The organism is Colwellia psychrerythraea 34H (assembly GCF_000012325.1).
Lineage (GTDB): Bacteria > Pseudomonadota > Gammaproteobacteria > Enterobacterales > Alteromonadaceae > Colwellia > Colwellia psychrerythraea_A.
Window position 1 is genome coordinate 3824993 of record NC_003910.7, and the last position, 26475, is coordinate 3851467.

Annotated in this window: 19 protein-coding genes; 10 read left to right on the forward strand and 9 right to left on the reverse strand. The window is 38.3% G+C overall.

All coding sequences use genetic code 11. The features are described from left to right. Positions 1–5: 5 nt before the first annotated feature. Both dapA and CPS_RS16470 read right to left on the reverse strand, forming a co-directional pair. Positions 6–926: a 4-hydroxy-tetrahydrodipicolinate synthase gene (dapA, locus tag CPS_RS16465; RefSeq protein ID WP_011044434.1), complete on the reverse strand. Its 921-nt coding sequence runs from the start codon at positions 924–926 to the stop codon at positions 6–8. Between the two features lie 331 nt (positions 927–1257). Then, entirely contained in the window at positions 1258–1647 is a 390-nt protein-coding gene (locus CPS_RS16470; RefSeq protein ID WP_011044435.1) for a hypothetical protein, read from the reverse strand. Positions 1648–2058: 411 nt separating this feature from the next. Here CPS_RS16470 and CPS_RS16475 point away from each other — a divergent pair, with 411 nt between their 5' ends. The 4 genes from CPS_RS16475 to CPS_RS16490 all read left to right on the forward strand — a co-directional run bounded on the left by CPS_RS16475 (position 2059) and on the right by CPS_RS16490 (position 6438). After that, positions 2059–3357, forward strand: coding sequence for a CinA family nicotinamide mononucleotide deamidase-related protein (locus CPS_RS16475; RefSeq protein ID WP_011044436.1), 1299 nt, complete (start codon positions 2059–2061; stop codon positions 3355–3357). 156 nt (positions 3358–3513) lie between these two features. Beyond that, positions 3514–3840, forward strand: a complete 327-nt coding sequence (locus CPS_RS16480; RefSeq protein ID WP_011044437.1) for a hypothetical protein — start codon at positions 3514–3516, stop codon at positions 3838–3840. A gap of 103 nt (positions 3841–3943) precedes the next feature. Next, positions 3944–5632 (forward strand): DUF342 domain-containing protein, encoded by a 1689-nt coding sequence (locus tag CPS_RS16485; RefSeq protein ID WP_011044438.1) that lies wholly within the window; start codon positions 3944–3946, stop codon positions 5630–5632. Between the two features lie 5 nt (positions 5633–5637). Then, positions 5638–6438, forward strand: a complete 801-nt coding sequence (locus CPS_RS16490) for a YggN family protein (protein WP_138140306.1) — start codon at positions 5638–5640, stop codon at positions 6436–6438. A 205-nt stretch (positions 6439–6643) separates the two neighbouring features. On the opposite strand, the gene CPS_RS16495 is transcribed toward CPS_RS16490, so the two are convergent. Beyond that, positions 6644–8305: an electron transfer flavoprotein-ubiquinone oxidoreductase gene (locus CPS_RS16495; protein WP_011044440.1), complete on the reverse strand. Its 1662-nt coding sequence runs from the start codon at positions 8303–8305 to the stop codon at positions 6644–6646. Between the two features lie 262 nt (positions 8306–8567). Here CPS_RS16495 and CPS_RS16500 point away from each other — a divergent pair, with 262 nt between their 5' ends. The 3 genes from CPS_RS16500 (at position 8568) to CPS_RS16510 (ending at position 10809) form a co-directional block, all read left to right on the forward strand. Continuing rightward, on the forward strand, positions 8568–9320 hold the full coding sequence (locus CPS_RS16500; RefSeq protein ID WP_011044441.1) for an electron transfer flavoprotein subunit beta/FixA family protein: 753 nt from the start codon (positions 8568–8570) through the stop codon (positions 9318–9320). After that, positions 9317–10243 carry an electron transfer flavoprotein subunit alpha/FixB family protein gene (locus tag CPS_RS16505; RefSeq protein WP_011044442.1) on the forward strand — a complete coding sequence of 309 codons (927 nt, stop codon included), beginning with the start codon at positions 9317–9319 and terminating at the stop codon, positions 10241–10243. Before CPS_RS16500 ends, CPS_RS16505 begins: the two co-directional genes overlap by 4 nt. A gap of 167 nt (positions 10244–10410) precedes the next feature. After that, positions 10411–10809: a stress response translation initiation inhibitor YciH gene (locus CPS_RS16510; RefSeq protein WP_337998949.1), complete on the forward strand. Its 399-nt coding sequence runs from the start codon at positions 10411–10413 to the stop codon at positions 10807–10809. Positions 10810–10856: 47 nt separating this feature from the next. Here CPS_RS16510 and recR read toward each other — a convergent pair whose 3' ends face one another. The 6 genes from recR to CPS_RS16540 form a co-directional block, all read right to left on the reverse strand. Continuing rightward, positions 10857–11462 carry a recombination mediator RecR gene (gene recR / locus CPS_RS16515; RefSeq protein ID WP_011044444.1) on the reverse strand — a complete coding sequence of 202 codons (606 nt, stop codon included), beginning with the start codon at positions 11460–11462 and terminating at the stop codon, positions 10857–10859. A 489-nt stretch (positions 11463–11951) separates the two neighbouring features. Next, the gene (locus CPS_RS16520) at positions 11952–14609 is read right to left on the reverse strand and encodes a beta-glucosidase (protein ID WP_238383552.1); all 2658 of its coding nucleotides are present in this window, start codon (positions 14607–14609) and stop codon (positions 11952–11954) included. Positions 14610–14713: 104 nt separating this feature from the next. After that, positions 14714–15481, reverse strand: a complete 768-nt coding sequence (locus tag CPS_RS16525) for a sugar-binding protein (RefSeq protein ID WP_041737106.1) — start codon at positions 15479–15481, stop codon at positions 14714–14716. After that, a complete protein-coding gene (locus tag CPS_RS16530; RefSeq protein ID WP_041737107.1) occupies positions 15465–16022 on the reverse strand; it encodes a gluconokinase in 558 nt (185 codons plus the stop codon). The genes CPS_RS16525 and CPS_RS16530 overlap by 17 nt, the downstream gene beginning before the upstream one ends. Continuing rightward, positions 16019–18427: a GH36-type glycosyl hydrolase domain-containing protein gene (locus CPS_RS16535; protein WP_011044450.1), complete on the reverse strand. Its 2409-nt coding sequence runs from the start codon at positions 18425–18427 to the stop codon at positions 16019–16021. Before CPS_RS16535 ends, CPS_RS16530 begins: the two co-directional genes overlap by 4 nt. Then, the gene (locus tag CPS_RS16540) at positions 18420–19823 is read right to left on the reverse strand and encodes an MFS transporter (RefSeq protein WP_011044451.1); all 1404 of its coding nucleotides are present in this window, start codon (positions 19821–19823) and stop codon (positions 18420–18422) included. The genes CPS_RS16535 and CPS_RS16540 overlap by 8 nt, the downstream gene beginning before the upstream one ends. A gap of 438 nt (positions 19824–20261) precedes the next feature. On the opposite strand from CPS_RS16540, the gene CPS_RS16545 reads away from it, so the two are divergent. The 3 genes from CPS_RS16545 (at position 20262) to CPS_RS16555 (ending at position 26406) form a co-directional block, all read left to right on the forward strand. Further along, complete coding sequence (locus CPS_RS16545) at positions 20262–23246, forward strand: TonB-dependent receptor (RefSeq protein WP_041737108.1); 2985 nt, start codon at positions 20262–20264, stop codon at positions 23244–23246. Between the two features lie 100 nt (positions 23247–23346). Continuing rightward, complete coding sequence (locus CPS_RS16550; RefSeq protein WP_011044453.1) at positions 23347–24891, forward strand: tryptophan halogenase family protein; 1545 nt, start codon at positions 23347–23349, stop codon at positions 24889–24891. A gap of 30 nt (positions 24892–24921) precedes the next feature. After that, on the forward strand, positions 24922–26406 hold the full coding sequence (locus CPS_RS16555) for a tryptophan halogenase family protein (RefSeq protein WP_011044454.1): 1485 nt from the start codon (positions 24922–24924) through the stop codon (positions 26404–26406). The last annotated feature ends 69 nt before the right edge of the window (positions 26407–26475 follow it).

A 26475-nucleotide genomic window follows, 5' to 3' on the forward strand; every position in this document is an offset into this window, starting at 1 on the left:
AGCGACTAAATACAGTAGTTAAAATCACTGTCTTCAAGTAAAGACAAGCTGTCACCAACCAAGTCTTTTGTTTCTATCGCTTTTAATAATTCAAGACCAACCTCACGTTGCTCCTTCGTAAGCGCGATGTAAGGTAAGCGGAAGTTATTAGGAACAGCATCAGTCATGATCATGGCGGTGTTAATGGCAATAGGATTAGGCTCACAAAATAGCCATTTCATTAACCCCTGCAATTTATCATTAAGCTTAGCTGATTCTTCTACATTATCTTTATCCATTAATTGGCGCATAAAACCAGGAATGATATTAGAAGCAACAGAAATAACGCCATGAGAACCGTGCACATGACGTCCTACATAACATTCATCATCGTTACCTGACCAACAAGAAATACCTCGTTTTTCATAATAGGCAATGCGATCGTTACCAGAACATTCTTTCACACCAATAAAGTTTTTATGCGTTGATAACGGTTCGATAATTTCTGGTGTTAAATCTTGTCCTGTTCTTCCTGGCACGTTATAGATAAAGGCAGGGCCTATATCAAGAACACGTTTAAAGTGCTCGCTAACACCTCTAATTGAAGTACGACCATAGTAAGGATTAATTTGTAGAGCGGCATCCATACCCATAGCAAACCCATTTTCAGTGGCTTTTATTGCTTCGCGGGTATTATTACTGCCAGTATTACCAACAATAATTAATTTATCACCAAAGTTATTTACACAATGAGCAATTAGCATTAAATGCTCTTCCCAGCTAAGTAAATGCCCTTCACCGGTAGTACCGCCAACAATTATGCCGTCTACACCAGCAGAAATTTGTTGTTCTATCAAGAAATCATAAGTTTTTAAACAAACCTCTCCTTTATCTGTGTAAGGAGTTTTTATTGCGGTCATTAAACTTGCTGCTTTTAATCGTTTCATTAACTATCTCTAATTCTTTTATTTAACTTCAATAGGGTAATACCAAACGGATTCGTTTATTGTACAACTTAGAGTGTTAGTAGCGAGCTTATAACAAGTAAAATAATGTAAACATAGTTATTCTATATTTCATTAATTTTGTGATGTTATCAGTTTGCTAATACGCTCCCGAAGGGCGAGTTTAAAAGCTTTATATGCGGCGTTATTAATTTTGACAAAGGAATAACCATTCTCTTCAATCAATGCCTTGCCTAATAAGCCTTTTAATTCTCGCTAAGTGACCAATAAATGAGTCCGATTGGTATAAATCAGTAAATTCTTGTCGAACATTCTAGCAATGACCGGGGTTATCAACAACCCGTCTCATGATATATTCATCATTCGTTAACCTATGCTGGTAATGGAATATCTGATGGTCTAATGATAATACCTTATATGCTTGATAATTATCATCATTATTTAAATCAGCAGCATAGAGTTCTTCATTAATAAGTTCATTCTTAGTGAGTGTAAAATGAATGTCTGCCACGAGTCCCCAATCACCCAACTCAGTGATTTGTTCAATAACATTCCCTTTTTTATCAAGTGTTATAAAGGTAAACTCAAAACTACCATCGCTACTAAGTTGAGCATATTCAACGGTTTCATTGCCATGCTCATCAATATCATTTCGATACCAGCGTCCAAAGAGCAAGGCTCGGGGATAACTAGATTTACTCACTATGTGTTTTCCTAATATTTTGCAATGTGGAACTAAAAGATTAAGTTATTACTTAACCATCTAAAAACCACAGTTCTTATCAACAAGTTTGTGACTATTTTAATGTAAAAAGTGGTGTTGTGAAAAGTTATTATATTGTCAAAGTAGATAACACTGTATTTTCTTATTAGACAAGTTTCATTTAGGGAACTCAATAACAAACTGAAATATCCTGAAATTAATTAAATGTTATGTCTCTATGTTTAGCTTATTTCAATTCTTATCTCGTTCAACACTTGTTGCTGCACTTACTCGTTATACAATAACTTAATCCATTTGACACTTTCATGATCCTCACAGAAAAATTAGATATAAGTTTAACTAAAAAAGGTTTAAATTTATCAGCAATTAAACCATTTAGGAAAATGAACTATGTCGGCCCCAAAAGTACAGTTATTATTAACAGGCAATGAGTTGATGACAGGTGATATTGTTGACAGTAACTCAGCTATGATGGCACAAGTACTGAAAGACATTGGACTTGGGGTCAACCGTAAGGTGACGGTAGCTGATGATTTAGCGCTCCTTGTTAATGAGATAACTTACATGGCTAGTACCAGTGATATATTAATTATCAACGGTGGCTTAGGACCAACAGTGGACGATTTAACCGCACAAGCTTTAGCACTAGCCATTGAAGACGAATTAAGCCAACACCCACAGGCGCTTACTCATTTAACCAACTGGTGTCACCAACGGGGCGCGGAGTTAAATGGCCCTAACTTGAAACAAGCTATATTACCTAAAAGTTGCCAAATAATAGCGAATAAAAATGGTAGTGCTGTTGGTTTTTACGTACGTTTTAATCATTGTGATATTTACTGCACACCGGGCGTTCCTCATGAGCTAGAAACAATGCTTATAAAGCAAATAGTACCTGCTATCTCTGCAGACTTACCAAGCGATTTGATCACTGACGTTACGCGCTTACAGGTTTTTGGCCTTGGCGAATCTAGTTTGCAAAAAATAATTAATGAACAACTCCCCCAATGGCCAACAGCAATTGATTTGGGCTTTCGCGCAGGAATGCCGTTACTTGAAGTTAAACTCACCACAAATACTAAAAAAGGTTTAGCGTTGAAGCCAATATGGCACAACAAACTAGCCGACGTTCTTGGAGATCATTTAATCTCTGAAATTCAAGACAAACCCAAATCGCTTGCAGAACATCTTCTTCATCAATTACAACAACATAATTTAAAGGTCACCACCGCAGAGTCATGTACTGGTGGCTTGATTGCTAGTAAGTTAACCGAGATTAGCGGTTCATCCATGAACTTTGAAGCAGGTTATGTGACCTACAGTAACAAAATGAAAACAGCCATGCTTGATGTCCCCGCGAAGCTGTTTGAGCAATATGGTGCTGTGAGTGAGCAGGTGGTTGTTGCTATGGCAAAAGGTTCATTGATAAAATCTACTGCAGATCTTACTATTGCAGTATCAGGTGTCGCAGGTCCAAACGGCGGAACTGAAGAAAAACCGGTAGGTACCGTGTGGCTTGCTTGGGGTAGCATTGATAACATCAAAACTCAATGTTTACTTCTACCTTACAAAAGAGTTAAATTTCAAGAGTTTGTAGCGGCCATTGGCTTAGATTTACTCCGCCGTTATCAACAAAACATAACGTCGATTCCTAACTATATAGCAGAGCGCGCCTTTACCGATCAGTGAAGTGTCAACAAGGATAGACAAAAAGTTAACAAATTGATGAACTAGAATAATGTATAGCCGGATAGAAGCCTGCTTATCCATTGCTTAGTTTAGTAAAAATTTATATATTAAGACTAATAACAAATAGAAATGATAGATTAATTTCAGGAGCCTATTTTGATAGAGAGAAATTTTATAACCAGTGGTCGAAATACCGTTATTCACAAAGTAAAAAAGTTCGATTTACTTATAATCAATGGTGATAAGTCCATTGTTATTATTAGCCACCGCGGTATAGGCATATATAAGGGTGAAATACCTGCAAAACGCTCTATTGCTAAGAAGGCTTACCAAGATATTGTGGATATTTCGTCCTCAGAATTATTTGGTGAAGAAAAAACACTTTTGTTTGTTCAGGCACTTGATGGCATTGAATATAAAATAGATTACTCTAAAGAAGGTACTAGCAGCTTCATTAAAATTCATCAAAATCATTATATGTAACAAAGTCCATAAACTACATACTCATAATAATTATATAGTAAAAGAACAGCACCTAACCGTTATTTGGCTCAGCAGTACTTAACGGTTTGGGGGAGCCCGCGCAATGACCAAAGCCAGTTTAATCTGTAATAAAAAAAATAATATAGATTTAGTCTTAGAGCCAATCAAAGGTGGTGACACTATATCCACCTTGAGTATCAAAGAATTAATTGATGCATCAGAATTTGCAAAACTTCGCATTAATAACGGTAATATTAAAAATGCTGTTGCTGAGTTAAATGATGTTTTAAAACCCCTACAAGATAAAAAAGTAGGCAGAACAATTCGCTATCAAGTACTCGAACGGGTTGATGCGAAAATTAGTATCACTATAGAATCCGATGAGATGGGGGCTACCGCTGAAATTACTAGCGCTCAAGGTGGTAAACATCTTTCTGCAAAAGCGATATTAAACGCCGCACAAGAGGCAGGTGTAAAAAAAGGCTTTAGTAAAGAGCATTTAATTCAACTTGCACAACTTGCTGCAAAACAAATTCCCAATAGCCAGATTGATATGCAAATTGCTACCGGGAAAATCGCAGTTAATGGCAAAGATGCCCTAATACAGCCTTTAGTTGAAAGTGCCCAAGCCAGAATTTTAAAGCCTAAAAAACGAGAAGATGGTAGTGTCGACATGCGAGACTTAGGCGATATTATCTGTGTAAATATAGGTGATGCTATTGCAAAAAAAGTGCCTTTAACCCAAGGGAAGCAAGGCTATACTGTTACTGCTACCCCTCTATCACCAGAGCCTGGTAATGATGTTGAACTCGTCGCGGGAGAAGGAACAAACATAAGTCCTCAAAATACTAATATTCTGGTTTCTGAAAAAGTTGGCTTACCTAAACTTATTAATAATGGTATGGAAGTTGATGAGATTTATAAAATTAAAAATGTCACTGTTGCCACCGGTAATATCAACTTTACCGGTAGTGTTATTATTGATGGTGATGTTACTGAAGGTATGAAAGTAACTGCTTCAGGTGATATTACGGTAGGTGGTTTTGTTGAGTCAGCAACCCTTGAAGCCGGTGGTGACATCACTATATCTGGTGGGATTATTGGCCGAAAACATGATGTTGAAAAAAAACATATTACCAATATCACCATGAGTGTCAATATCAGTGCAAAAGGCAGTATCTATGCAAAGTATGGGCAATATGCCCAAATTACTTGTTACCAAGATGTTCGTATTGAAAATCAATTACTGCACAGCATTTTAGATATAAGTGGCCGATTATGGATAGGAAAAAATGAGCAAGCTAACGGAAAACTAATTGGTGGCTACACCAAAGCAGGGACATCGGTTCATGCAGGTATTATTGGCGCAACAGCGGGTAGTAATACCATTATTAATTTTGAGCATAAAATACTCAAGTTTAAAGATGAAATTCACCAATTAGAAGAGCGACTTAAAATAGAGTCTGATAAAACAAACGAATTGAAAGTAGCAATCAATAAATTAAAAAAATTACCAAAAGAAAAAGCCAGGCCAGAATTAGTAGCTAAAATTGTACCAACCTATCAATATCATGCTAATCAAATGGGTGAAATACTTAACGAAAAGCTAATCCTCGAAGACAGTTTTCAAGGATATATAGTCAGTATTTATGTTGAAGCAACGGAGAAGCTTTATCATGGCGTAGAGTTAATTGTTGGCGACTATAATGACAGATCTCGTCGTGAATATGGTCCAAGCAAAATGAGATATCGAGAGCGAAAAATACTGATTGATCCAATAGTGAATACATAATGGCTATGGCTAACAAATCTGTACTTAAATCCAGTTTCTTTGCGCTAGCACTTATACCGTTCAGCCAGCAAGCATACGCTCAACAATGCTCTATCAACCTTAATTATGGGGTCATCATTGACCCTAAACATATCCGGATTGTCGATAAAGCGAAAACCCAAGTACAAATAAATAATGCCACACAACTGTTCATTAAAGGTAGAGAGATCGCCTTATCTAGTGAGCAACAGCAATTGCTGACTAGCTTTAGTGTTGGCATTCGTCAACAAGTACCTGAAATTGTATCTATTGCTATTGAAGGCGTTGATATCGGCTTAAAAGCAGTAAACGAAGTAGTTGCCGGCTTAACAGGTGAAAATAGCGCTTCACAACAAAAAGTACAGGCCAAATTTGAAGAACTAAAATGGCGAATTCGAGCGCGATTTAATCAAAGTGCTAATAATTATTATATAGCCCCACAAGATTTAAATAACTTGGATGAAATGTTTACTGGGGAGTTTGAACAAGAAATTGAAGCAATGATTTCAACATCTATCGGTACAATATTAGAAGCGGTTGGCCAATCAATTTTAGCTAATGATAATAGCAATGAATTCGATGGTGAAACACGTATAACCACTTTTGATAAACGCTTAACAACACTCAGTAAAGGTTTGGAGTTAGAAGTCGCAGAAAGAGCTAAAGCATTAGATATAAAAGCAGAAAACTTTTGTCAACAACTGACTTACCTAGATCAACTAGAAACAAAACTTCACCAAGCCATACCAGCATTAAAAGAGTATAACCTAATCGAATCATCGAACTAGCTCGATATATTTATCCCCTCACATCGACACAATTTAACTCATAACAACCTTTATAAGTAAGGATTCCCTTACACAGGTTGTTTTATTTTATAGCGACTATAACTTCTCAAATAGTGCACTTCTGATTTATCAAATCTTAGCAGCAAAAAGCCCAAGATACTTAGTAAGGTACATTGGGCTTTTATAATCAGTTGATTAGCGAATATTACATGTTCGGGTAGTTTGGACCACCAGTGCCCTCAGGTGTAACCCAAGTAATATTTTGACTTGGATCTTTAATATCACATGTTTTACAGTGAATACAGTTTTGAGCATTGATGACAAACTTGTCGCCCTCTTCAGTTTTTTCAACCTCATACACACCAGCAGGACAGTAAAGCTGTGCAGGTTCATTGTATTTAGTTAAATTAACTCTGATAGGAATATCTGCATCTTTAAGTTTTAAATGACAAGGCTGCTCTTCTTCATGGTTAGTATTTGACAAAAAAACTGAAGAGAGTTTATCAAAGCTTAATTTATTATCTGGCTTACTATAATTAATAACTGGCATATCGGCAGCCGGCTTTAATTGAGCATAATCTACACTATCATCTTTAAAATTAAACGGTAATTTACCAGCAAAAAAGTTTTGGTCTAACGTATTGTACGCGCCGCCCAACATGGTACCAAACTTATGCATAGCTGGACCGAAGTTACGGGTATTGTATAACTCTTCATATAACCAAGAGTCTTTATATAACTGCGTAAATTGAGTTAAATCTTGCTTACCTTCTTCTGCGATAGCTTCTCCAACAATCAATGCTTGAGCAATAGCTTCAGCGGCAATCATGCCAGACTTCATCGCTGTGTGATTACCTTTAATTTTCGCAAAGTTAATAGTACCAGCATCACAACCTACTAATAATGCTCCTGGCATCGTCATTTTAGGTAAAGAATTAAAACCGCCTTTGGCCATAGCTCGAGCGCCATAGGAAACACGTTTACCACCTTCAAGGTACTGACTAATCTTAGGATGATGTTTGTAACGTTGGAATTCATCAAAAGGACTTAAATGCGGGTTGCTATAATTTAAGTCGATAATTAAACCAACAAAAACTTGGTTGTTTTCGGCATGATATAGGTAACCACCACCATTAGTCTTTTTATCTAATGGCCAACCGGCTGTATGTACAACAAGTCCTGGCTGATGTTTTGCTGGGTCAATATCCCAAATTTCTTTAAAACCTAAACCATAATGTTGTGGAGAACTTTGCTCATCAAGGTTGAATTTTTCGATTAACTCTTTACCCAAATGACCTCGACAGCCTTCAGCAAAAACCGTGTATTTAGCGCGTAATTCCATACCCGGCATGAACGAATCTTTTTCTTTGCCTTCAGCATCTAAACCCATGTCGCCAGTGATAACACCACCGACACTACCATCGTCATTATAAATAACACTTTGTGCCGGGAAACCAGGGAAAATTTCAACACCTAGCTGTTCAGCTTGTTCAGCTAACCAACGACAAACATTGCCCATACTAACAATGTAATTTCCGTCATTGTGCATAGTTTTAGGCACAGAAAAATTAGGTAATTTGATACCTGAATTTTCATTATTCAATAGATAAATATCATCGCCGGTAACTTTAGTCGTTAATGGCGCATTTCGTTCTTGCCAATCCGGAAATAGTTCATTCAAAGATCTTGGTTCAAACACAGCACCCGAAAGAATGTGGGCTCCAACTTCAGATCCCTTTTCAACAACACAAACCATTAATTCTTGCTGTTTTTCTTGTGCTAATTGCATTAATCGACAAGCAGTTGATAGACCTGCGGGCCCTGCTCCAACAATGACTACGTCAAATTCCATCGATTCGCGTTCCATAAGATCTCCCAGTGTGATTATATTTATATTTTAATTTATATCTTAAAAGTCTATACTAAATTTCAAACGTGCGTTTGATATTCAAACAAGTGTTTGATAGTATCCTACAACAGATGTCCAAGCAAGACACTGTTAAAGCATTTCGTTAGATTGTATCTTAGTTTAAAAGTTTTAACCAAGTTTACGTTGACGTTGACGTAAAGCAAGAGTATCTTTTAACTATTATTTATTTTTAAATTAACAACCCTTTTCAGAGGCTACGATGAAAGTATTAGTTCCGATAAAACGTGTTATTGACTATAACGTCAAAGTTCGGGTAAAACCCGATCAATCAAATGTAGATCTTGCCAATACAAAAATGGCTATAAACCCCTTTTGTGAAATTGCCGTTGAAGAAGCTGTTCGTTTAAAAGAAGCGGGTATAGCAACAGAAGTAATTGCAATTTCTGTCGGTAATAAATCTTGTCAAGAGCAGTTGCGTACTGCATTAGCTTTAGGTGCAGATCGCGCCATACAAATTGACACTGATGAAAGCTTAGACGCACTAAATATTGCTAAATTATTACAAAAAGTTGTTGAAGAAGAACAACCGCAACTTATAATTTTAGGTAAGCAATCTATTGATAGTGATAATAACCAAACAGGTCAAATGCTTGCTGCTTTAACAGGTATGCCACAAGGCACATTTGCTTCAGTTGTAAAAGTTGAAGGCGAAAAAGTTAATGTTACCCGTGAAGTAGATGGCGGTTTACAAACTGTTGCGCTTAACTTACCTGCTATTGTGACCACAGATTTACGTTTAAATGAACCTCGTTACGCTTCATTACCTAATATTATGAAAGCTAAACGTAAACCATTAGCAGTGAAACCTGCAGCAGATTTTGGCATTGATTTAACAGCTCGTACTAAATTATTAAAAGTTACTCCTCCTGCACAGCGTCAAGCAGGTATTGTAGTAGAAAGCATTGATGAATTAGTTGAAAAATTAAAAAATGAAGCCAAGGTGATCTCATGAGTATTTTAGTAATTGCTGAACACGATAACAGCTCGTTAAAAGCTGAAACTCTAAAAACAGTTGGCGCAGCACAAAAAATTGGTGGTGATATAACATTACTAGTTGCTGGTTTTAATTGCCAAAATGTTGTTGAAGCTGCCTCAAAAGTAAATGGCGTAAGCAAAGTTTTAGTTTGTGACAATGCCGCTTATGAACATCAACTTGCTGAAAATGTTAGTTTGTTAGTTACTGAGTTAGCCGCTGACTATGAACATATTTTAGCAACAGCGCTAACTACCGGCAAAAATTTTATGCCTAGAGTTGCTGCTTTGTTAGATGTGTCTCAAATTTCTGACATTATTGACGTTGAGAGTAGTGATACTTTTGTTCGTCCTATTTATGCAGGTAATGCTATTGCAACAGTACAAAGCTTAGATAACAAAAAGGTTATCACTGTTCGTACTACTGGCTTTGATGCCGTTGCGACAGATGGTACTGCTGAAGTAGTTAATCTTGATACGGTAACTGATGCAGGTATCTCAAGCCATGTAAGCGACGAATTAACCGTATCTGAGCGACCTGACTTAGGCGCAGCAGGCGTTATTATTTCTGGTGGTCGTGGCATGCAAAATGGCGATAACTTTAAATTACTTGATGGTATTGCCGACAAACTAGGCGCGGCTATTGGCGCATCACGTGCTGCTGTTGATGCAGGCTTTGTTCCTAATGATATGCAAGTTGGACAAACAGGTAAAATTGTTGCTCCAGACTTATATATTGCGGTAGGTATTAGTGGTGCTATTCAGCATTTAGCGGGTATGAAAGATTCAAAAGTTATTGTTGCTATCAATAAAGATCCTGAAGCACCAATCTTTCAAGTCGCTGATTATGGTATTGTTGCTGACTTATTTGATGCGTTACCAGAGTTAGAAAGCAAGTTATAACTCAAACATTAGTCATTACTTTCAAGCAGTCCTTTAAACAGTACTAAGCACAAAGTAATATTGATATAATAAAACCACGCTTATGGAAATAAGACGTGGTTTTATTTTGTCTAAAATTTGTGAAGTAAGTTTAGTTAATAGTGAAATTTAAGAATATTGAGTGATTTATGAAAAATAATTTATCGAGTTTAAGTGATTTAGCTGCTGCATTTGGTAAAGCGCCAATTGAGCAGGATAAACCTACACCCGTGAGTGATGACTCATTAGTCTACTCAACAGGATCAGGTCGCATCAACCAACAAAAAGAAAAAAGCATTACGCCAAGTGATGGTTATGCCAGGGTAAGGCGCGAAACTAAAGGCCGAAAAGGCAAAGGCGTTATTGTTATTAGTGGCTTAGGCTTAGATAATAAAGCATTAAAAGAGTTAGCAAAGAAACTTAAAAAAACTTGCGGTAGCGGTGGCTCCGTCGTTGATGAAACCATTGAAGTTCAAGGCGACAAACGCGACGTTATACAGCAAGTACTCGAAAAGGCCGGATTTAAAGTTAAATTTACCGGCGGTTAACGCTTTCCTTAACGTAAGCTATATCAATAGATGTCTGAATAAAGGTGTTAGATCTGATAGCTTTTTCTGCCAGATAAAGCATGTGAGAGTGTATTGCCATCTACATATTCTAATTCCCCCCCAACAGGGACTCCGTGGGCAATTCTAGAGATATTCACTTGATGTTGCTGAGCCAACTCAGCAATAAAGTGTGCTGTTGCCTCCCCTTCCACCGTCGGATTAGTTGCCAAAATAACTTCACTAAACTGACCTGTAGCAAATTGCTTCGCTAATATATCTAAGCCTAGATCATCTGGTCCTATGCCATCAATAGGAGATAAATGCCCCATCAAGACAAAATACTTCCCAAAGAACTCACCTGTTTGTTCAATAGCAATAACGTCACCCGGCGTTTCTACAATACACAAAGTAGTTGAAAGTTGTCGCTTTGGGCTTTGGCATATTTCACATAGTGCTTCTTCAGTAAAGTTTCGACACTGCTGACAATGACCAATATCAGTCATGGCTTTCGCTAAGGTATTGGCAAGCTTACTACCACCACGACGATTACGTTCAAGTAACTGAAATGCCATGCGCTGCGCTGATTTTGCGCCAACGCCAGGTAAACATTTTAATGAATCAATTAACTCTTGAACCAGTGGACTAAATTTCATAACTAACCATTTAATTTTATATTGTAATACGTGAATCTGAAAATTTATTCGCAAACACAAACAAAAATTAATGATTCACCACTATTTAATGGCTAATTTTAATCAACTTAACCGGTAAATAGTAGTGACTTCTTGAAATATATACACATCATTTAATGATACCAAGTTGATTAAGTTCTTTCCCACTCAGCGAGAATTAAAAGGCTTAGAGGCAAGACATTGATTGAAGAGAATGGTTATTCCCTTGTCAAAGTCAATAACGCAGCATATAAGCCTTTTAAACTCGCCCTTTGGGAGTTTGTTCAATGCCTATTAACATCATTAAATTTATTTGATTTAGAATAACTAGATCTAAACAAATTTGCCTTCTTATTGAACATTTAACATAGCTCTGAGTTGGGAAGAAGTTTAATCAAATTGGTATGACTAGCTAATACTTAGCTAGTCCAGTCTTTAGAACCATGAATCCATTTGCTATAACACCAGTAACTATTGCTCATATTTATTTTGGTAAGTAAAAGTCGCTTTTTGGCGAATGTTATCAAGTGAAGTTCCCAACAGTACTTCAAATTCCCCCACTTCAGCCAACCAGTCATTGGTGTGAACATCCCAAAAAGATAAGTCACGTTTATTTAAGGAAATACTAACTCGCTTACTTTCTCCTGGCGCTAAATAAACTTTGGCAAACCCTTTTAACTCTTTTATCGGTCTTGAGACACTAGCCTTTTTATCGTGTAGGTATAACTGCACCACCTCAGCACCAGCGACAACACCAGTATTCTTAACCTCCACAGTCACAGTAATACTTTCATCAGCCACTATCGTTGATGCTGATAAGTTAACGTTAGTTAACGTAAACTGGGTATATGAAAGACCATGACCAAAGGTAAAGGTTGGTTTGATCTGTTGTTGTTCAAACCAGCGATAGCCAATAAAGACTCCTTCACTATATAAACTTTCTTTAGCATTATAATCATTAAGCGCAATGGGTGCGGTGTCTTCCAAATGAGCTGGTAAGGTAATCGGCATTTTACCACTCGGGTTAACATCACCTGTTAAGATATCAGCAAACGCATGGCCCGCTTCCATCCCGCCATACCAACCCCAAACAATCGCGTTGGCTTGTTTTGCCCAAGGCATTTCAACGGCTGAGCCAGCGACAAGGAATATGACTGTTTTTTTATTGGCTGCAATCAACTTACTAATAATTTCATCTTGCGAGTTAGGTAGCTTCATATCCACGCGATCAATTGACTCTCTGTCGTCACCGTGACTCAAGCCACCAAAATAGATCACAACATCGGCAGCTTTAGCAGCAGCAATATACTCGGCCTCACTACTGAATAATTCACCTGGCGCATTCCAACCTAAAGTAAAATGTTCACTACCATCATATTCAATTTCAAACGAGTAGCTTTCACCCGCCGTTAACTCTATATCATGCGACAACTCGGTAACTTTACTTTCATTAGTCGATGATGTTGATGATGTTGAATCAGTATCATCAACTTGATGAGTAATGACAATTTGGTCATTTATTTTTAATTGAAAATCACCTAATGTTTCAACGTTCAATTGATGTGAACCTGTGCTTAAAGGTTTGATTGTTGCCGTCATCGTAATGAACTGAGTATTGGCTGAATTTTTGGCCGTAAAGTTAGAATCAACTATCCAAGATTGCTCCTGTAAATTCACCCTTGCTGATTCATTAAAGTAAGCTATATTCCAGGCTGGCGTTCCAGTCCAGTGACGACTCACAACATAATCACTGGCAATTGCAGACAGTTCACTACTACGTGCTCGCATCACGGTAATATTTACATTTTCACCAAACTTTGCTTTTAAACCTTCTAGTGGCGTGATTTCATACAAAGATTTAACTTCTGATGAACCGCCACCCGTGCCGTGTTTTTTATCTGCATTAGGACCAAGCACTAAAATATTTTTGACTTGTTTTTTATCTAACGGTAATACCGTTTTAGAGCCGACAACTTCATTTTTTAATAACACCACACCTTCGGTAGCAATCTTACGTGCCGCAGCTTGATGCGCTTTAGTATTCCTTGCCCCAGGAGAACGATTATCGTCATACATACCTATGGTATGTTGCACTCTTAAAATACGTCTAGCCTTTTCATCTGCCACTGATTCAGGAATTTTTCCTGCTTGGATCATTGCTAAAAAAGGCTTCGCCAAAAAGTAATCTTGATAATCAGCAACATCTGTACCCATTTCTAAATCTAAACCATTAACAGCAGCATCATAGGTATTAATATCAACATGCCAGTCGGTAAGTAATACCCCTTGATAACCCCACTCGCCTTTTAAAATATCCATCACTAAATGCTTACTCTGATTAGCATTAGTGCCATAGTATTGATTATATGAACCCATCATGCCAAGCACGCCGCCCTCTTTAACCGCAGCTTCAAAGGCAGGTAAATAAACTTCTCTTAAGGTACGCTCATCTGGCTTAGCATTGACGCCGACTCTATTTAACTCCTGCGTGTTTAACGCATAATGTTTAACAGTAGCGGCCACATCATTTGCTTGAATAGCTTTAATCTGAGGTACTACCAACTTTGCCGCTAAGATAGGATCTTCCCCCATATACTCAAAATTTCTGCCATATAAAGGCAAACGCGCTAAATTAACGCCCGGACCTAGAATAAAATCTTTTTTTCTGTCGCGTGCTTCAGCGCCCAAGACTTGACCGTGTAAGTGGGCCATTTCAACATCCCAACTGGCCGCAACAGAGGTAAGGTGAGGCAAATAAGTGGCATGATCATCTGTCCAACCAGCCGATGCCCAAGTATGACGCTCAATTTGATGACGCACCCCATGAGGCCCATCAGACAACCACATTTCAGGAATGCCGACACGCTCAATTGCATTCACGTGGAATTTACCACTGGCATGCGCCAAAGATACTTTTTCTGGCAGCGTCATTTTTGACAGGAGCGTTTCCACATCTTGCTCTACTGTCACTAAACGATCCTCCGGCGCTGCAACATCCTGCTTTGTAATTAAGGTTTTATTGTCATTAACACACGCAGTAAGGCCAGCACTAAGCGTGAGTATTACAGAAACCAACAGGGTATTTTTTAACTTGTTTTTCAGCTTTTTTGTCATAAATGTATTGTTCATTACCTAACCTTTTCAACTTGTTAATTTTGGGCACACAATTAAATGTAAGCGCCTCTGTTTTGTTATTACCGGAATATCTGTAGAGTTTTCAGTAAGAAATTTAATTACCTTATTAGGGTCAGCTTTTGAAATACGTCAGCGGTGATATAACCTAAATTTTTACTACCATTTACTGCTTTGATATCTATTGAACCGATAAAATGTTCCCGTTCTTTACTGCCATCGTTATCACAGTAAGCCAGCATGAAACCCAATTTTTTACCCTCAAATAATGTCACTGCCACTGGGTTTTTAATCGCCATAGTAAAACTATCGTCATAAACTCGCACAGCCACTTCCCAAATAACTTTATTTGGTGCACTTTCGTTACGTCGCCACACACTGGTAATATGATCATTTAATAACACAAAGTTATCTGAGCCAGCGGCGTTCTTCTCGCCAATATCTACAGCCTGATTATCAAGCGCTATATGGTATGCAAAGGCATTAAAATTAAACTGATGATTTCCGCCGGAAGCATCTTCATCTAGAAAAATTTCTAAGCAATCATCATCCCAATATAAATGTCGTGGGTCGGCATGTTGATCGAATAAAATATCATCGGTGATTTCTACCAGTAAATATAATTGCTTTTCATCCCACATAATTTTAAATTGCCCAGAAAAATCCTCAGCACTGGGTTGCATGCCCAGAATAAGCTTATCTATTGGCTGCCATTTAGCTAGCTGCCAACTGGCCTCATCAGCTAATCCATCAATCAGCATTTTTTCTGATGATTTGAGCGCTTCAAGGGCAGACACATTAAGTGAGATTGCCACTAATATTGCGGTGATAAACTTCAACGGTGTAAAACAACTAACATATTTTTGCATTATTCTTTTTCCTAGTGATTTGCTTGGTGAGCTTATTAATTTCATCAGCAACCAATACAAAAGGTCGTTCTATGTTGATAGTGCTAACGTCTAGTTCACTTAACAAGGGTGGTTCCATTGCCTCAAATTGGCTATCAAGAAGATCGGATGAAAAGAAATGATTTTTACGCTGAGAAATTCGGTTCGCAATAACATTCTTATTAGCAATCAGATAGAAGAAATGGCAATAAAAAGGCAAGTCTCTAAATAAGTTTCGGTGGACCGATTTTAACCCTGAGTAAGCAAGCGCAATCGACTGACCTTGCTGTGAAAGCAAAACTAAGTGATCAGTGATACTTGATAACCAAGGAGATCTCATTTCATCTGTTAAAGGTTTATTTGCTGCCATATGCTTTTTAGCTTCAGCGCTGTGAAAGTCATCTGCATCAATAAAAACCAATGAAAATTCATCGGAGATTTGTTTGGCTAAGCTTGACTTACCCGTGCCGCTAACGCCCATAACAATAAACAAATACGGCAACGGCTGTGAGGACTTTGTCATTTAACGTCATCCTCATTGGTCATGGGAACCCTCACTTGTAACTGATAATGTTGTCCTGCCTGTAAGCCAGTTAATATATTGCCAACGATGACTTGCTTATCGAGTAATACTTCCATGATGCTAATATCGCTGGTTTGCTCAATATCAAAATTTACCATTGCTCCCCTAAACAGCCGCTGACCAGATAAATTTGGCAAGGTTACTGGCATTTTCGGCGCTAGGTGTAAACCGCGAGCACAGCCCTTTAAGCCACACAACTCCTCCACTAAACAACGATATAACCAAGATGTGGTACCGGTATTAAATAAATGACTCGAACGACCTGCTTTTTTCGGAAACTGGTGATAAGCCCCGCGATAATAGTTAGGTACATAGATAGGTAACTGCCCGGTTACTTCAGCATTATCAAGGGATGGCAACATTTTACTGAGCATTTCAAACGCTAAATTATTGTGCCCGGCTTGATAAAGCGCGTAAATATAAAATATTGCCGCGTGATTATAAACGGAGCCATTTTCAGACACCCCTGGATGTTTTTGCGTAATACGACCAATATCTTCCACCATACTGGTATAACTTGGCGCCAGCATCATTACGCCTTGCGGTGAAATTAACTGCTTAGCGATAGCCGTAATCATCTCGACTTGCTGAAACTCATTTGAGGCCCCGCTGAGCATGGCCCAACTTTGAGGGTTAAGAAATATTTTTCCTTCAACATCCTCATCAGTACCAAAAACACGGCCATCATCGGTAATACCACGAGCGAACCATTGACCATGCCATAAGTGCTTATTTACTGAGCTATTAATGGCTTTGGCTGCAAAACGATATTCATTATATTTTTGTCGGCTAATGGAAATGTCGTATTCTTCACAAAGTTCGCACCAAGTGTTTAGTGCATAGGCTGTTGCTAAAGATAACCAAGTAGAAACGCCCTTGCCTTTATAACCAACCATATTCATTGGATCGCACCAATCACCTTGCTCAATAAAACTCAAACCGCGATGATCGCTAGCATTAATCAGATAATCCAATGCTAACTCTATATGACGAGCAAAAGATTGCTTCTCTTCTGAATCAGCAAAAGTAATCATTTCACTGAGTAAGCTGACATCAGCCGTTTCGTTTAAATAAACTGACAGGCATATCGGCAACCAAACACCATGGTCCGCATGCGGTACTTGATTAATATATTTAAGTTTCGCATCTGCATGTAACAACACCCCCTCTGGCATAGCACCATTAATGGTTTGTTGGGAAACCGCTAAGATATAAGCTTGACGAGTTCGCTCTGGATTAATAAAAGCCATGCCCATATTATCTTGGATATAGTTTCTCGTTTGAGGGTCCGTGCTTAATCGGTTAACCTCACCATGATAAAACATCTGTCTTGGTAACCAGTGATTAAAAAAATCATCAAAGCCGTCATTACCACTATTAATGCTTAAACATGCTTTGCCTTTAGCAATATAATCTCGATAGGATTGTTCTGCTTTATTTCGTTGCTGATGACCCAGATACTTTTCTTTAATATCAGCTATTTCTAACTCATTTTTTGCGGGTCCAAAGAGAAATTGATAGTTTTTCTGTTCACTAGGTAATAACGTCTGTTGAAACTGCATAACAGCAACTGGGGTTTCATAACGCGCTTCAACATTTTCTAATAGCGCAGCCTGTAATGCACTCGGTTGATGCAGGCCACCTTCCCCTTCAAAGTCTTTTTGATTGGCATGCCACGCCGTAGGAATGGTATCACTCAAAAAAAAGGTTTTATCTTTTAACTGCTTATTAGTAAAGTAATCCGCCACTTTTTGATAGGGCGTAACAGACTCAGCAACAATGGCATTTAACGCTTCGTTATAACAAGCCGATTGATTCATCCATGACATATAACCAATAGAGAAATACGGATAGAGACTAATATTTCTAACGGTATCCGTTAAATTGGTTACCGAAAAAAACCAGCATTCAACTAAATCATCCTCTGTTAAATTAACTTTAATGGTTATCTTCAAACCATGGTGTTCAATTGACCAAATAATATCACTATTGCCTAACTCGAAAGAAAACTTATCAAGTTGAACGCGCATCGGCTCGTAAGGCAGTGAAATGATCTCACCACTGTCTTCATCCTTAAGGTAAAAAAATCGCCCAGGGTGATGACTGAAATAACTATGCTCTGGTTGAATAAAGCTTTTAGCTTCCATGTTCGGCGCGTAAGAGTATTTAGCAGGCTCTGGCTGCATAAACTGTGAATTGACATAACCCCGACAATTCACTTGCATAACCATGGCGCGGTTCCATAAAAACCCGGTTGCATTAGGTAACGTCGTTGGACTGGTAAGCTTTATATTGCTCAAGCCATCAACTGCAGTATCAATACTGAATAAAGGTAATTTAGACATTAACAGCTCCTGTTATAGCTGGCTGACCATCATCAGTATTAGATTTGTCTTGTTGAGCTAATAATTCCTGCTGAATTTTTTCTAATTGTTGATCACCTAACGGATAAAAGTAGATTAACGGTACGGCAATAGCAGCAAAAATTGCCGGGATCAAAGTCATCAACAACACAATTCCCTCTTGGGAGACACCCGTTTGTACTTGATTAGCCACATACCCCATAGAGGCGAGTAACCAACCAATCATAGCCCCAGCCAAGGCACCGCCAAGCTTTTGAGCAAATGCTGCCGCTGAAAAAATCATCGCGGTTGCCCGTCTTCCTGTTCGCCACTGCGAGTAATCCGCCGTATCGGCATACATAGAAAAAACTAACGGTGATTTTGGTCCCAATGCTAAACCAATCATTATTTGTAAAACGTACATCAAGGTAATACTGTCGTTTGGTACAAAATAGAAAATGATCGAAAGTAGCGCAACAATAGTCATCAATATCATCAACAAGCGACGTTTATCAACAAACTTGGTTAATAGGGGCGTGGATGCTGCACCAATGGCTAACGCAATCATATAAGCCATGGCAAAGCTGCCAATTAAGTCAGGACGTTCAACGTAATATTTAAAATAAAAAGTGCCCGTGCTACCTCTTAATGAAATGGTCATCATGATAATAAGGGCTAAAACAAACAAGACTTTCCAAGGTTTATTCTGCGTTAAGTCTTTTAAATCCTGCAATACCGGTGTTTTTTGCTCTGCCGGCGGGGAAACACGCTCAGTAGTGGATAAGAAGGTAATTACAAAAAGTACCGCTGCAATTAAACCATAAACCAACATAGTATACTGCCAACCTAAGGCTTCATTGCCCTGCCCCAAATAATTGACCAATTCAGGCGTCATATAAGCAACGAGACTTCCTCCTGAAAACGCACCAATAAAACGAAAGCTTGTTAACGTAGTTCTTTGTTGGCTATCAGGGGTGATAACACCCAATAAAGCGCCATAGGGCACATTAATGAAGGTGTAAGCCAACATCATAAAGATGTAAGTGCCGTAAGCCCAAATTAACTTATTACCATCACTGACATCGGGTACGGTGAAAGTAAGTACGCCTGCGGCCACCATAGGGATAATTCCCCAAAGTAAATAGGGTCTGAATTTACCAAATTTTGTTTTAGTGCGATCAGCTATTGCGCCCATCAGTGGATCAGAGAAGGCATCTATAAGCCGGGTAACCAGCATCATAGTACCGACAGCAGCCGGAGAAAGGCCAAATACATCGGTATAAAAGATAAACAGGAATACATCAAAGACCCGCCAATAAAAATTTGAGGCGATATCACCACAGGCGTAACCCATTTTCTCGCCTAAGTTAAGTTGATGCTGTTTTATTTTTTTTATCATTATAGGTTCGCTGTTATTGAAAAAATTCACATTGATTCTTTAAGGCACAAAAAACGTATTACATTTAGTTTTTAACCATTTCACAATTAAATGTAAGCGCTTACAAATATACTGTTATTTATAATTTTTTCAATGTGAATTTTGTCTAAAGATAAAAAGTAATGAATAAAGATTTGTTTAGTAACAGTTTTAATATAAAAAATTAAAAATGCGATTGTATGTAAAACCTTCGTTTAGTGTATAAACTTTAATTTAAATTGAAATATTTATTGACCAATTTTTATTATTAACTTACCTTTATGTAAGCGCTTACATTTTACTTTAATTTGTAACTTGTTAAAAAATACTGGTTTGTTTTATTTTTTTGTATCATTATGTAAGCGCTTACACCAACACATAATTATAATATAATATGGTCCACTCGACTGGGGATGTAACATGAGTAAGAAAATATTCACTAAGACAAGAATAGCGACAAGTTTATCACTGATACTTGGAGTAACAGCACTGCCAGCAATATCAGCAGAAGAAGCAAGCTTGAAAGACAGTGATGAAATTGAAATCATTGCCGTAACTGGCATGCTTTCAAGTATTAAAGAATCGACAAGAATTAAGCGTGATGCTTCTGGTGTCGTTGATGCTATCTCAGCTGAGGATATTGGTAAATTTCCTGATACCAATTTAGCAGAATCTTTACAACGCATTACGGGTGTATCAATTGATCGTACTAATGGTGAAGGTAGTAAAGTAACCGTACGTGGTTTTGGTCCCGACTTTAATATGGTTACCCTCAATGGCCGTACAATGCCAGCATCTGGCTTACCTGCTGGTGGTGGTGTCGCAAATTCACGAGCCTTTGAATTCTCAAATTTAGCATCTGATGCTGTTAAATCTGTTTCTGTCTATAAAACAGGTAAAGCTAACATAGCTACTGGTGGTATTGGCGCAGTTATTGACATAGTAACAGGCAAACCCTTAGATAACCCGGGCATGCATGTTAGTGTTGGTGCAAAAGCACTCATGGATACAAGTAACCGTGTAGGTGATGATGTTACACCTGAGTTATCCGGTTTATTCAGCTGGACTGATGATGATGAGATGTTTGGCGCCTCATTAACAGTTAATACACAAGAACGACATAGTTCTACCTCTGGTGCATTTGTTAATCAATGGCGAACCGGTGCCTTCGATGGCACAATCCCACAAGCAGCTGATGATATTCAATTAAACAATGCACCTGATATTGGTCAACTTTATTCAATGCCATCAGATTTACGCTACTTTATTACCGACCAAGAACGTGAGCGTACTAATGCTCAACTTACCTTACAGTTCAGACCTGTCGAATCTTTAACTGCAACGCTTGATTACACCTATTCAAAACAGGATACTTTTCAGGCACGCGCTGAACAATCTATTTGGATGGACACCTACAAATCTAGTTTAGGTTTTGACGATGAAACGACAGCCACTCCAATCGATTATAATGAAGATCGTGGTGATCAACCCCCACGTGATTTAGGTTTAGCGCAACAAGAGCTAAACCAAGTAAATGAAAATGATTCAATTGGTTTAAACATTAGTTACGACGTTAATGACTATTTTAACATCACTTTTGATGGTCATAGCTCAACAGCTGATAGCTCTCCTGATGCAGAATATGGTAGTTGGGTTAATGCAGGGTTAGGTGCAAACATTTCTGCTGGTCAAGGTGTTGATTTTAGTAATGACTACCCTACTATGCGAGTCGATTTTGACGATTGTGACCCAAGAAGAGGTTTAAATTGTAACGGCATACTTGATCAAGATGATGTCGGTACATCAATTCTTGATATGAACTATGCATCTCAAAAAACCGATATTAATGAATTTCGCCTGATTGGTGCTTATGAGTTCGAGGAAGGCAGTATCGAATTTGGTGTTGAGTCTCGTTCTATGGAGAGTCATTCTGTACAAAGCTTAACACGGCACACTATGGGTAACTGGGGTGTTGAAAACCCTGGCGAGTTACCTGCTGATTTCTTAACTCCTGTTAACTTCACCAAAGAAATTAATGATTTTGATAAAAATGGTGCCTTCAATCAAGGTTTCACTGGTAGTGCTTCACAAATTGGTGCTTGGGCTGCTGGCGAATATGGCTTTGATTTTGTAGCCAATGGAGCGTCCGCAACTAACCGTACTATTAAAGAAGATATTACCGCCGCATTTTTTCAACTGGACCTTTCAGGTGAGTTAGGCGGTCGTCCATATAACATATCTGCTGGTCTACGTCTTGAAAGTACTGACGTCACTTCTTCAGCTAATGTAGCACTACCTAATGCCGTTGCATGGGAGGGTAATAATGACTTTAACGTACGTTTCGGTAATGGAATGCAAGACTTCTCTGCCGATGCAAGTTATGACCATGCATTACCAAGTTTTGATTTTGACATCGAAGTTGTTGATAATGTTGTAGCGCGGTTCTCTTTCAGTAAAACTATTGCTCGACCTACTTATGATCAATTAAGTGCAGCCGCTTCTGATGTTAGCGGACCGACCGGCCCAACTAGCTTGCCAGGTGTTCAACTAGGTACGGCTTCTAATGGTAACCCTGGTTTATTACCATTAGAGTCAAATAATATCGATTTATCTGCTGAATGGTACTTTGCAGAGACGAGTTATGTATCGATTGGTTATTATGAAAAGCGTGTTAATAACTTCGCTGGTCGTCAACCTGTTGAAGAAAATGTATACGGTTTACGTGATGCAACTGCAGGCCCTCGTGCTCAAGCGGCCGCTTTAGCGTTAACTGCATTAGGTGAAGAAATAACTGATACCAACTTATTTGCTATGGTTGCTGCAACCGAAAATAATGTTGATTTCTATTCGATGCCAGCTGAAGATTTTGAAGTTCAATATGATGTTTTACCTAACGGTGAAGATCCCTTAATGGACTTTACGGTAACTAAGTTTGTAAACAATAAAGAAGCTAAAATCGATGGTTTTGAGTTTGCTGTTCAACACTTTTTTGGCGAAACAGGTTTTGGTTTTCAAGCGAACTACACCACTGTTAATGGTGATGTAGGTTTTGATAACAACGGTGACCCCTCAGTAACTCAGTTTGCCCTAGTGGGTTTAAGTGATACAGCTAACTTAATACTAATGTATGAAAACGATGACTTCCAAGCACGTATTGCTTATAACTGGCGAGACAAGTTCTTAAATACACAAGCTCAATATATAAATGAGCCTGGTTATACAGAAGAATACGCACAGGTAGACTTTAATGTGGCTTATCAAGTTACTGAACAGCTATCTGTCTTCTTCGAAGGTATTAATATTACTGGTGAAGATACTCGAACTCACGGTCGTACCACAGCACAATTGTGGAATTTATCAGAGCAAGAAGCACGTTATGCTTTAGGTGGTCGTTATACTTTCTAATTCAAAGTAGAGAGTAGACTATGCTTATAAATGCCGTGCACTTGCACGGCATTTATTGCATGACACTTTATAATATTATTACTATTCGGCAGGAACTAACATGGGCAAAGCTATTAAAAAAATTGTTATTGTTGGTGGAGGATCCGCGGGTTGGATTACCGCCGGAAGCCTCGCAGCAGAGCATTGCGTCGATGCAGCGAGTAGTATAGAAGTTATTTTGATTGAATCACCTGAGGTTAATAGTATCGGTGTTGGAGAAGGCACTTGGCCCTCAATGCGTAATACTTTAGAAAAAATTGGCATAGATGAAAAAGAGTTTTTGCAACAATGTGATGCCTCATTTAAACAGGGGTCAAAGTTTATAGGTTGGACAACCGGTGATGACACCGACTCTTACTATCATCCCTTTATGACACCTGATGGTTATGGCCACATAGATTTACATGCCGCATGGCAAGCTAACCATTCAGAGCAAGCTTTTGGTGATGCGGTTAATATTCAAAGCCATGTTTGCCAAGCAGGTCTCGCACCTAAACAACTGGCAACACCAAGTTACGCTGCAGTTACCAATTATGGCTATCACCTTGATGCAAAGAAATTTGCCTCACTTCTACATAAACACTGTACTCAGAAATTAAATGTTCAGCATATTGTTGATCATATGGACGGTATTATTTCTGCAGACAATGGTGATATTAACGCCATAAGTACCAAAGAACATGGTCATATAGCCGGTGATTTATTTATTGATTGTACCGGTAGCGCATCATTGCTGCTGGGAAAGCATTTTAATATTGGCTTTATCAATAAACAGCACATTTTATTTAATGATTCCGCCCTTGCTGTACAAGTTCCCTACCCTGATCAAGTAAACCCAATAAATTCAGCCACGTTATCAACAGCACAAAGTGCTGGCTGGATTTGGGATATTGGTTTACAGACACGACGAGGTGTTGGTTACACCTACTCGAGTCAGTATATCAGCGATGCAGAGGCTGAAAAATCATTAAGACAATATCTAATCAATTCCGTTGGCGAAGAGCAAGCTAATTTACTCAAGCCCAAAAAATTAATTTTTGAACCCGGTCATAGAGAAAAGTTTTGGCATAAAAACTGTGTTGCCATAGGAATGTCTGCAGGGTTTCTTGAGCCTCTTGAAGCTTCTGCCTTAGCCATGGTTGAATTATCATCAACTATGGTCAGTGAAGAGTTACCCGTGACGCGTGCCCATATGGATATTATTGCTAAGCGATTCAATGAGAGGTTTAACTATCGCTGGCAGCGTATTATCGATTTTTTAAAATTACATTACATTTTAAGTAAACGCACTGATTCACACTACTGGAGAGATAACCAACAACCTAACAGCATTAGTGAAGAACTTCAGGAGCTGATAAAATTATGGCAATATCAACCTCCAAGCCGTTATGATTTTGTTCAAAATGAAGAAGTATTTCCTTCAGCAAGTTATCAATATGTACTCTATGGTATGGGGTTTGAAACAGAGCAACGCGCTAACCCAAGAAAATTTGAGGCTAATCCCCTAGCGGAAAAAACGATTGCAGAGACACAAAAAAAAATAGATAAATATCTTACGGGTTTGCCCACTAATAGAGAGTTACTCAATAAGTTAAAAGAGAAGTAATAAGATAAACATCAGTGAAAGGTAGTTATTATGAAAGATAAAATTGAAAATATTGTTATTGCTGGTGGCGGCACCGCTGGTTGGATGGCGGCAGCAGCTTTTTCAAAACTACTAGGGAAGAACTTAAATATCACCTTAGTTGAGTCAGATGACATTGCCTCAGTAGGCGTAGGTGAAGCCACCATACCTCCGATAAAAACATTCCATAAATTACTCGGTATTAATGAGCAAGAAGTTATGCGAGCCACGCATGCCACTTTTAAACTCGGTATAGGATTTGAAAACTGGGGACAACAAGGTGATCATTACATTCACTCCTTTGGCGTCACAGGTAAAGAATGTTGGGCAGGTGAATTCCATCATTTTTGGTTACATGGTCTTCGCAAGGGTATTAAAGCCGACTTTGGTGATTATTGTTATGAGTTACAAGCAGCGAAAGCAAATAAGTTTGCTTTATCAAAGAACACGCCGATTAATTATGCGTATCACCTTGATGCCACACGCTACGCAAAATATTTACAAGAATTTAGTAAAAAACTGGGCGTAACTCGTGTCGAAGGAAAAATTCAACAGGTAAATAAAGGTAATAAAACAGGCGAAATAAACTCACTTACACTAGCTTCAGGACAAGTCATTGAAGGTGACTTTTTTATAGATTGTACTGGTTTTCAGGGGCTTTTAATTGAACAAGCTCTTCACACTGGATTTGATGATTGGTCACACTGGTTACCCTGTGATAGAGCGGTAGCAGTGCAAACCAAAGCGGTTGCAGCACCTTTACCTTACACACGTTCAATAGCCCGGAAAAGTGGCTGGCAATGGAGAATACCATTACAAAATCGTGTTGGTAATGGCCTGGTTTTTTGTAGTAAATATTGCTCAGATGAAGAAGCGATAAGTACGTTAACAGCAAACATCGAAGGGGAGTTACTTACAGAGCCACGAATCATAAAATTTAACACCGGCCGCCGTCGAAAGGGTTGGAATAAAAACTGTGTAGCTTTAGGTTTATCAAGTGGTTTTATCGAACCTCTTGAGTCAACAAGTATTCATTTAATTATGTCTGGAATTATCCGCTTATTACGTTTATTTCCTTTTGATGGCATCCATCAATCAGCTATTAATGAATACAATAACAAACTCGATTCAGAATTAAACGCCGTTCGTGACTTTATCATACTACATTACAAAGCAACTCAGCGTGAAGATAGTAATTTTTGGTTACATTGTAAGAATATGGAAATCCCCCCTTCCCTAGTGCATAAAATGCAATTATTTAAAGATACAGGTCGTGTCTTTTTAGATGATGGCGATATTTTCCGCGTAGACTCTTGGACCCAAGTAATGCTCGGCCAAGGCATTATGCCAACGCAGTACCACAAAATAGCTGAAATAATGAATGATAAAGAGCTGGAGAACTTCATGAGTAACCTGAAAGCATCGATAACTAATGCTGTTGAACAATTACCTAGTCACACAGAATTTATACAAAGTTATTGTAAATCAGACTATTAAAAAATACTGCTTATGTACAAGCGACTAGCATTGTATTGTTAATAGTTTTTGCTAGTTAATATCAACACT

What these genes read in the sequence shown, in the direction of transcription:
- CPS_RS16475 (WP_011044436.1), top strand. Translation starts at nt 2,059, where the DNA reads ATGTCGGCCCCAAAAGTACAGTTATTATTAACAGGCAATGAGTTGATG.
- CPS_RS16520 (WP_238383552.1), bottom strand. Translation starts at nt 14,609, where the DNA reads ATGAACAATACATTTATGACAAAAAAGCTGAAAAACAAGTTAAAAAAT.
- CPS_RS16525 (WP_041737106.1), bottom strand. Translation starts at nt 15,481, where the DNA reads ATGCAAAAATATGTTAGTTGTTTTACACCGTTGAAGTTTATCACCGCA.
- CPS_RS16545 (WP_041737108.1), top strand. Translation starts at nt 20,262, where the DNA reads ATGAGTAAGAAAATATTCACTAAGACAAGAATAGCGACAAGTTTATCA.
- CPS_RS16550 (WP_011044453.1), top strand. Translation starts at nt 23,347, where the DNA reads ATGGGCAAAGCTATTAAAAAAATTGTTATTGTTGGTGGAGGATCCGCG.
- CPS_RS16500 (WP_011044441.1), top strand. Translation starts at nt 8,568, where the DNA reads ATGAAAGTATTAGTTCCGATAAAACGTGTTATTGACTATAACGTCAAA.
- CPS_RS16485 (WP_011044438.1), top strand. Translation starts at nt 3,944, where the DNA reads ATGACCAAAGCCAGTTTAATCTGTAATAAAAAAAATAATATAGATTTA.
- CPS_RS16535 (WP_011044450.1), bottom strand. Translation starts at nt 18,427, where the DNA reads ATGTCTAAATTACCTTTATTCAGTATTGATACTGCAGTTGATGGCTTG.
- CPS_RS16495 (WP_011044440.1), bottom strand. Translation starts at nt 8,305, where the DNA reads ATGGAACGCGAATCGATGGAATTTGACGTAGTCATTGTTGGAGCAGGG.
- CPS_RS16555 (WP_011044454.1), top strand. Translation starts at nt 24,922, where the DNA reads ATGAAAGATAAAATTGAAAATATTGTTATTGCTGGTGGCGGCACCGCT.
- CPS_RS16490 (WP_138140306.1), top strand. Translation starts at nt 5,638, where the DNA reads ATGGCTAACAAATCTGTACTTAAATCCAGTTTCTTTGCGCTAGCACTT.
- CPS_RS16530 (WP_041737107.1), bottom strand. Translation starts at nt 16,022, where the DNA reads ATGACAAAGTCCTCACAGCCGTTGCCGTATTTGTTTATTGTTATGGGC.
- CPS_RS16505 (WP_011044442.1), top strand. Translation starts at nt 9,317, where the DNA reads ATGAGTATTTTAGTAATTGCTGAACACGATAACAGCTCGTTAAAAGCT.
- dapA (WP_011044434.1), bottom strand. Translation starts at nt 926, where the DNA reads ATGAAACGATTAAAAGCAGCAAGTTTAATGACCGCAATAAAAACTCCT.
- CPS_RS16540 (WP_011044451.1), bottom strand. Translation starts at nt 19,823, where the DNA reads ATGATAAAAAAAATAAAACAGCATCAACTTAACTTAGGCGAGAAAATG.
- recR (WP_011044444.1), bottom strand. Translation starts at nt 11,462, where the DNA reads ATGAAATTTAGTCCACTGGTTCAAGAGTTAATTGATTCATTAAAATGT.
- CPS_RS16510 (WP_337998949.1), top strand. Translation starts at nt 10,411, where the DNA reads ATGAAAAATAATTTATCGAGTTTAAGTGATTTAGCTGCTGCATTTGGT.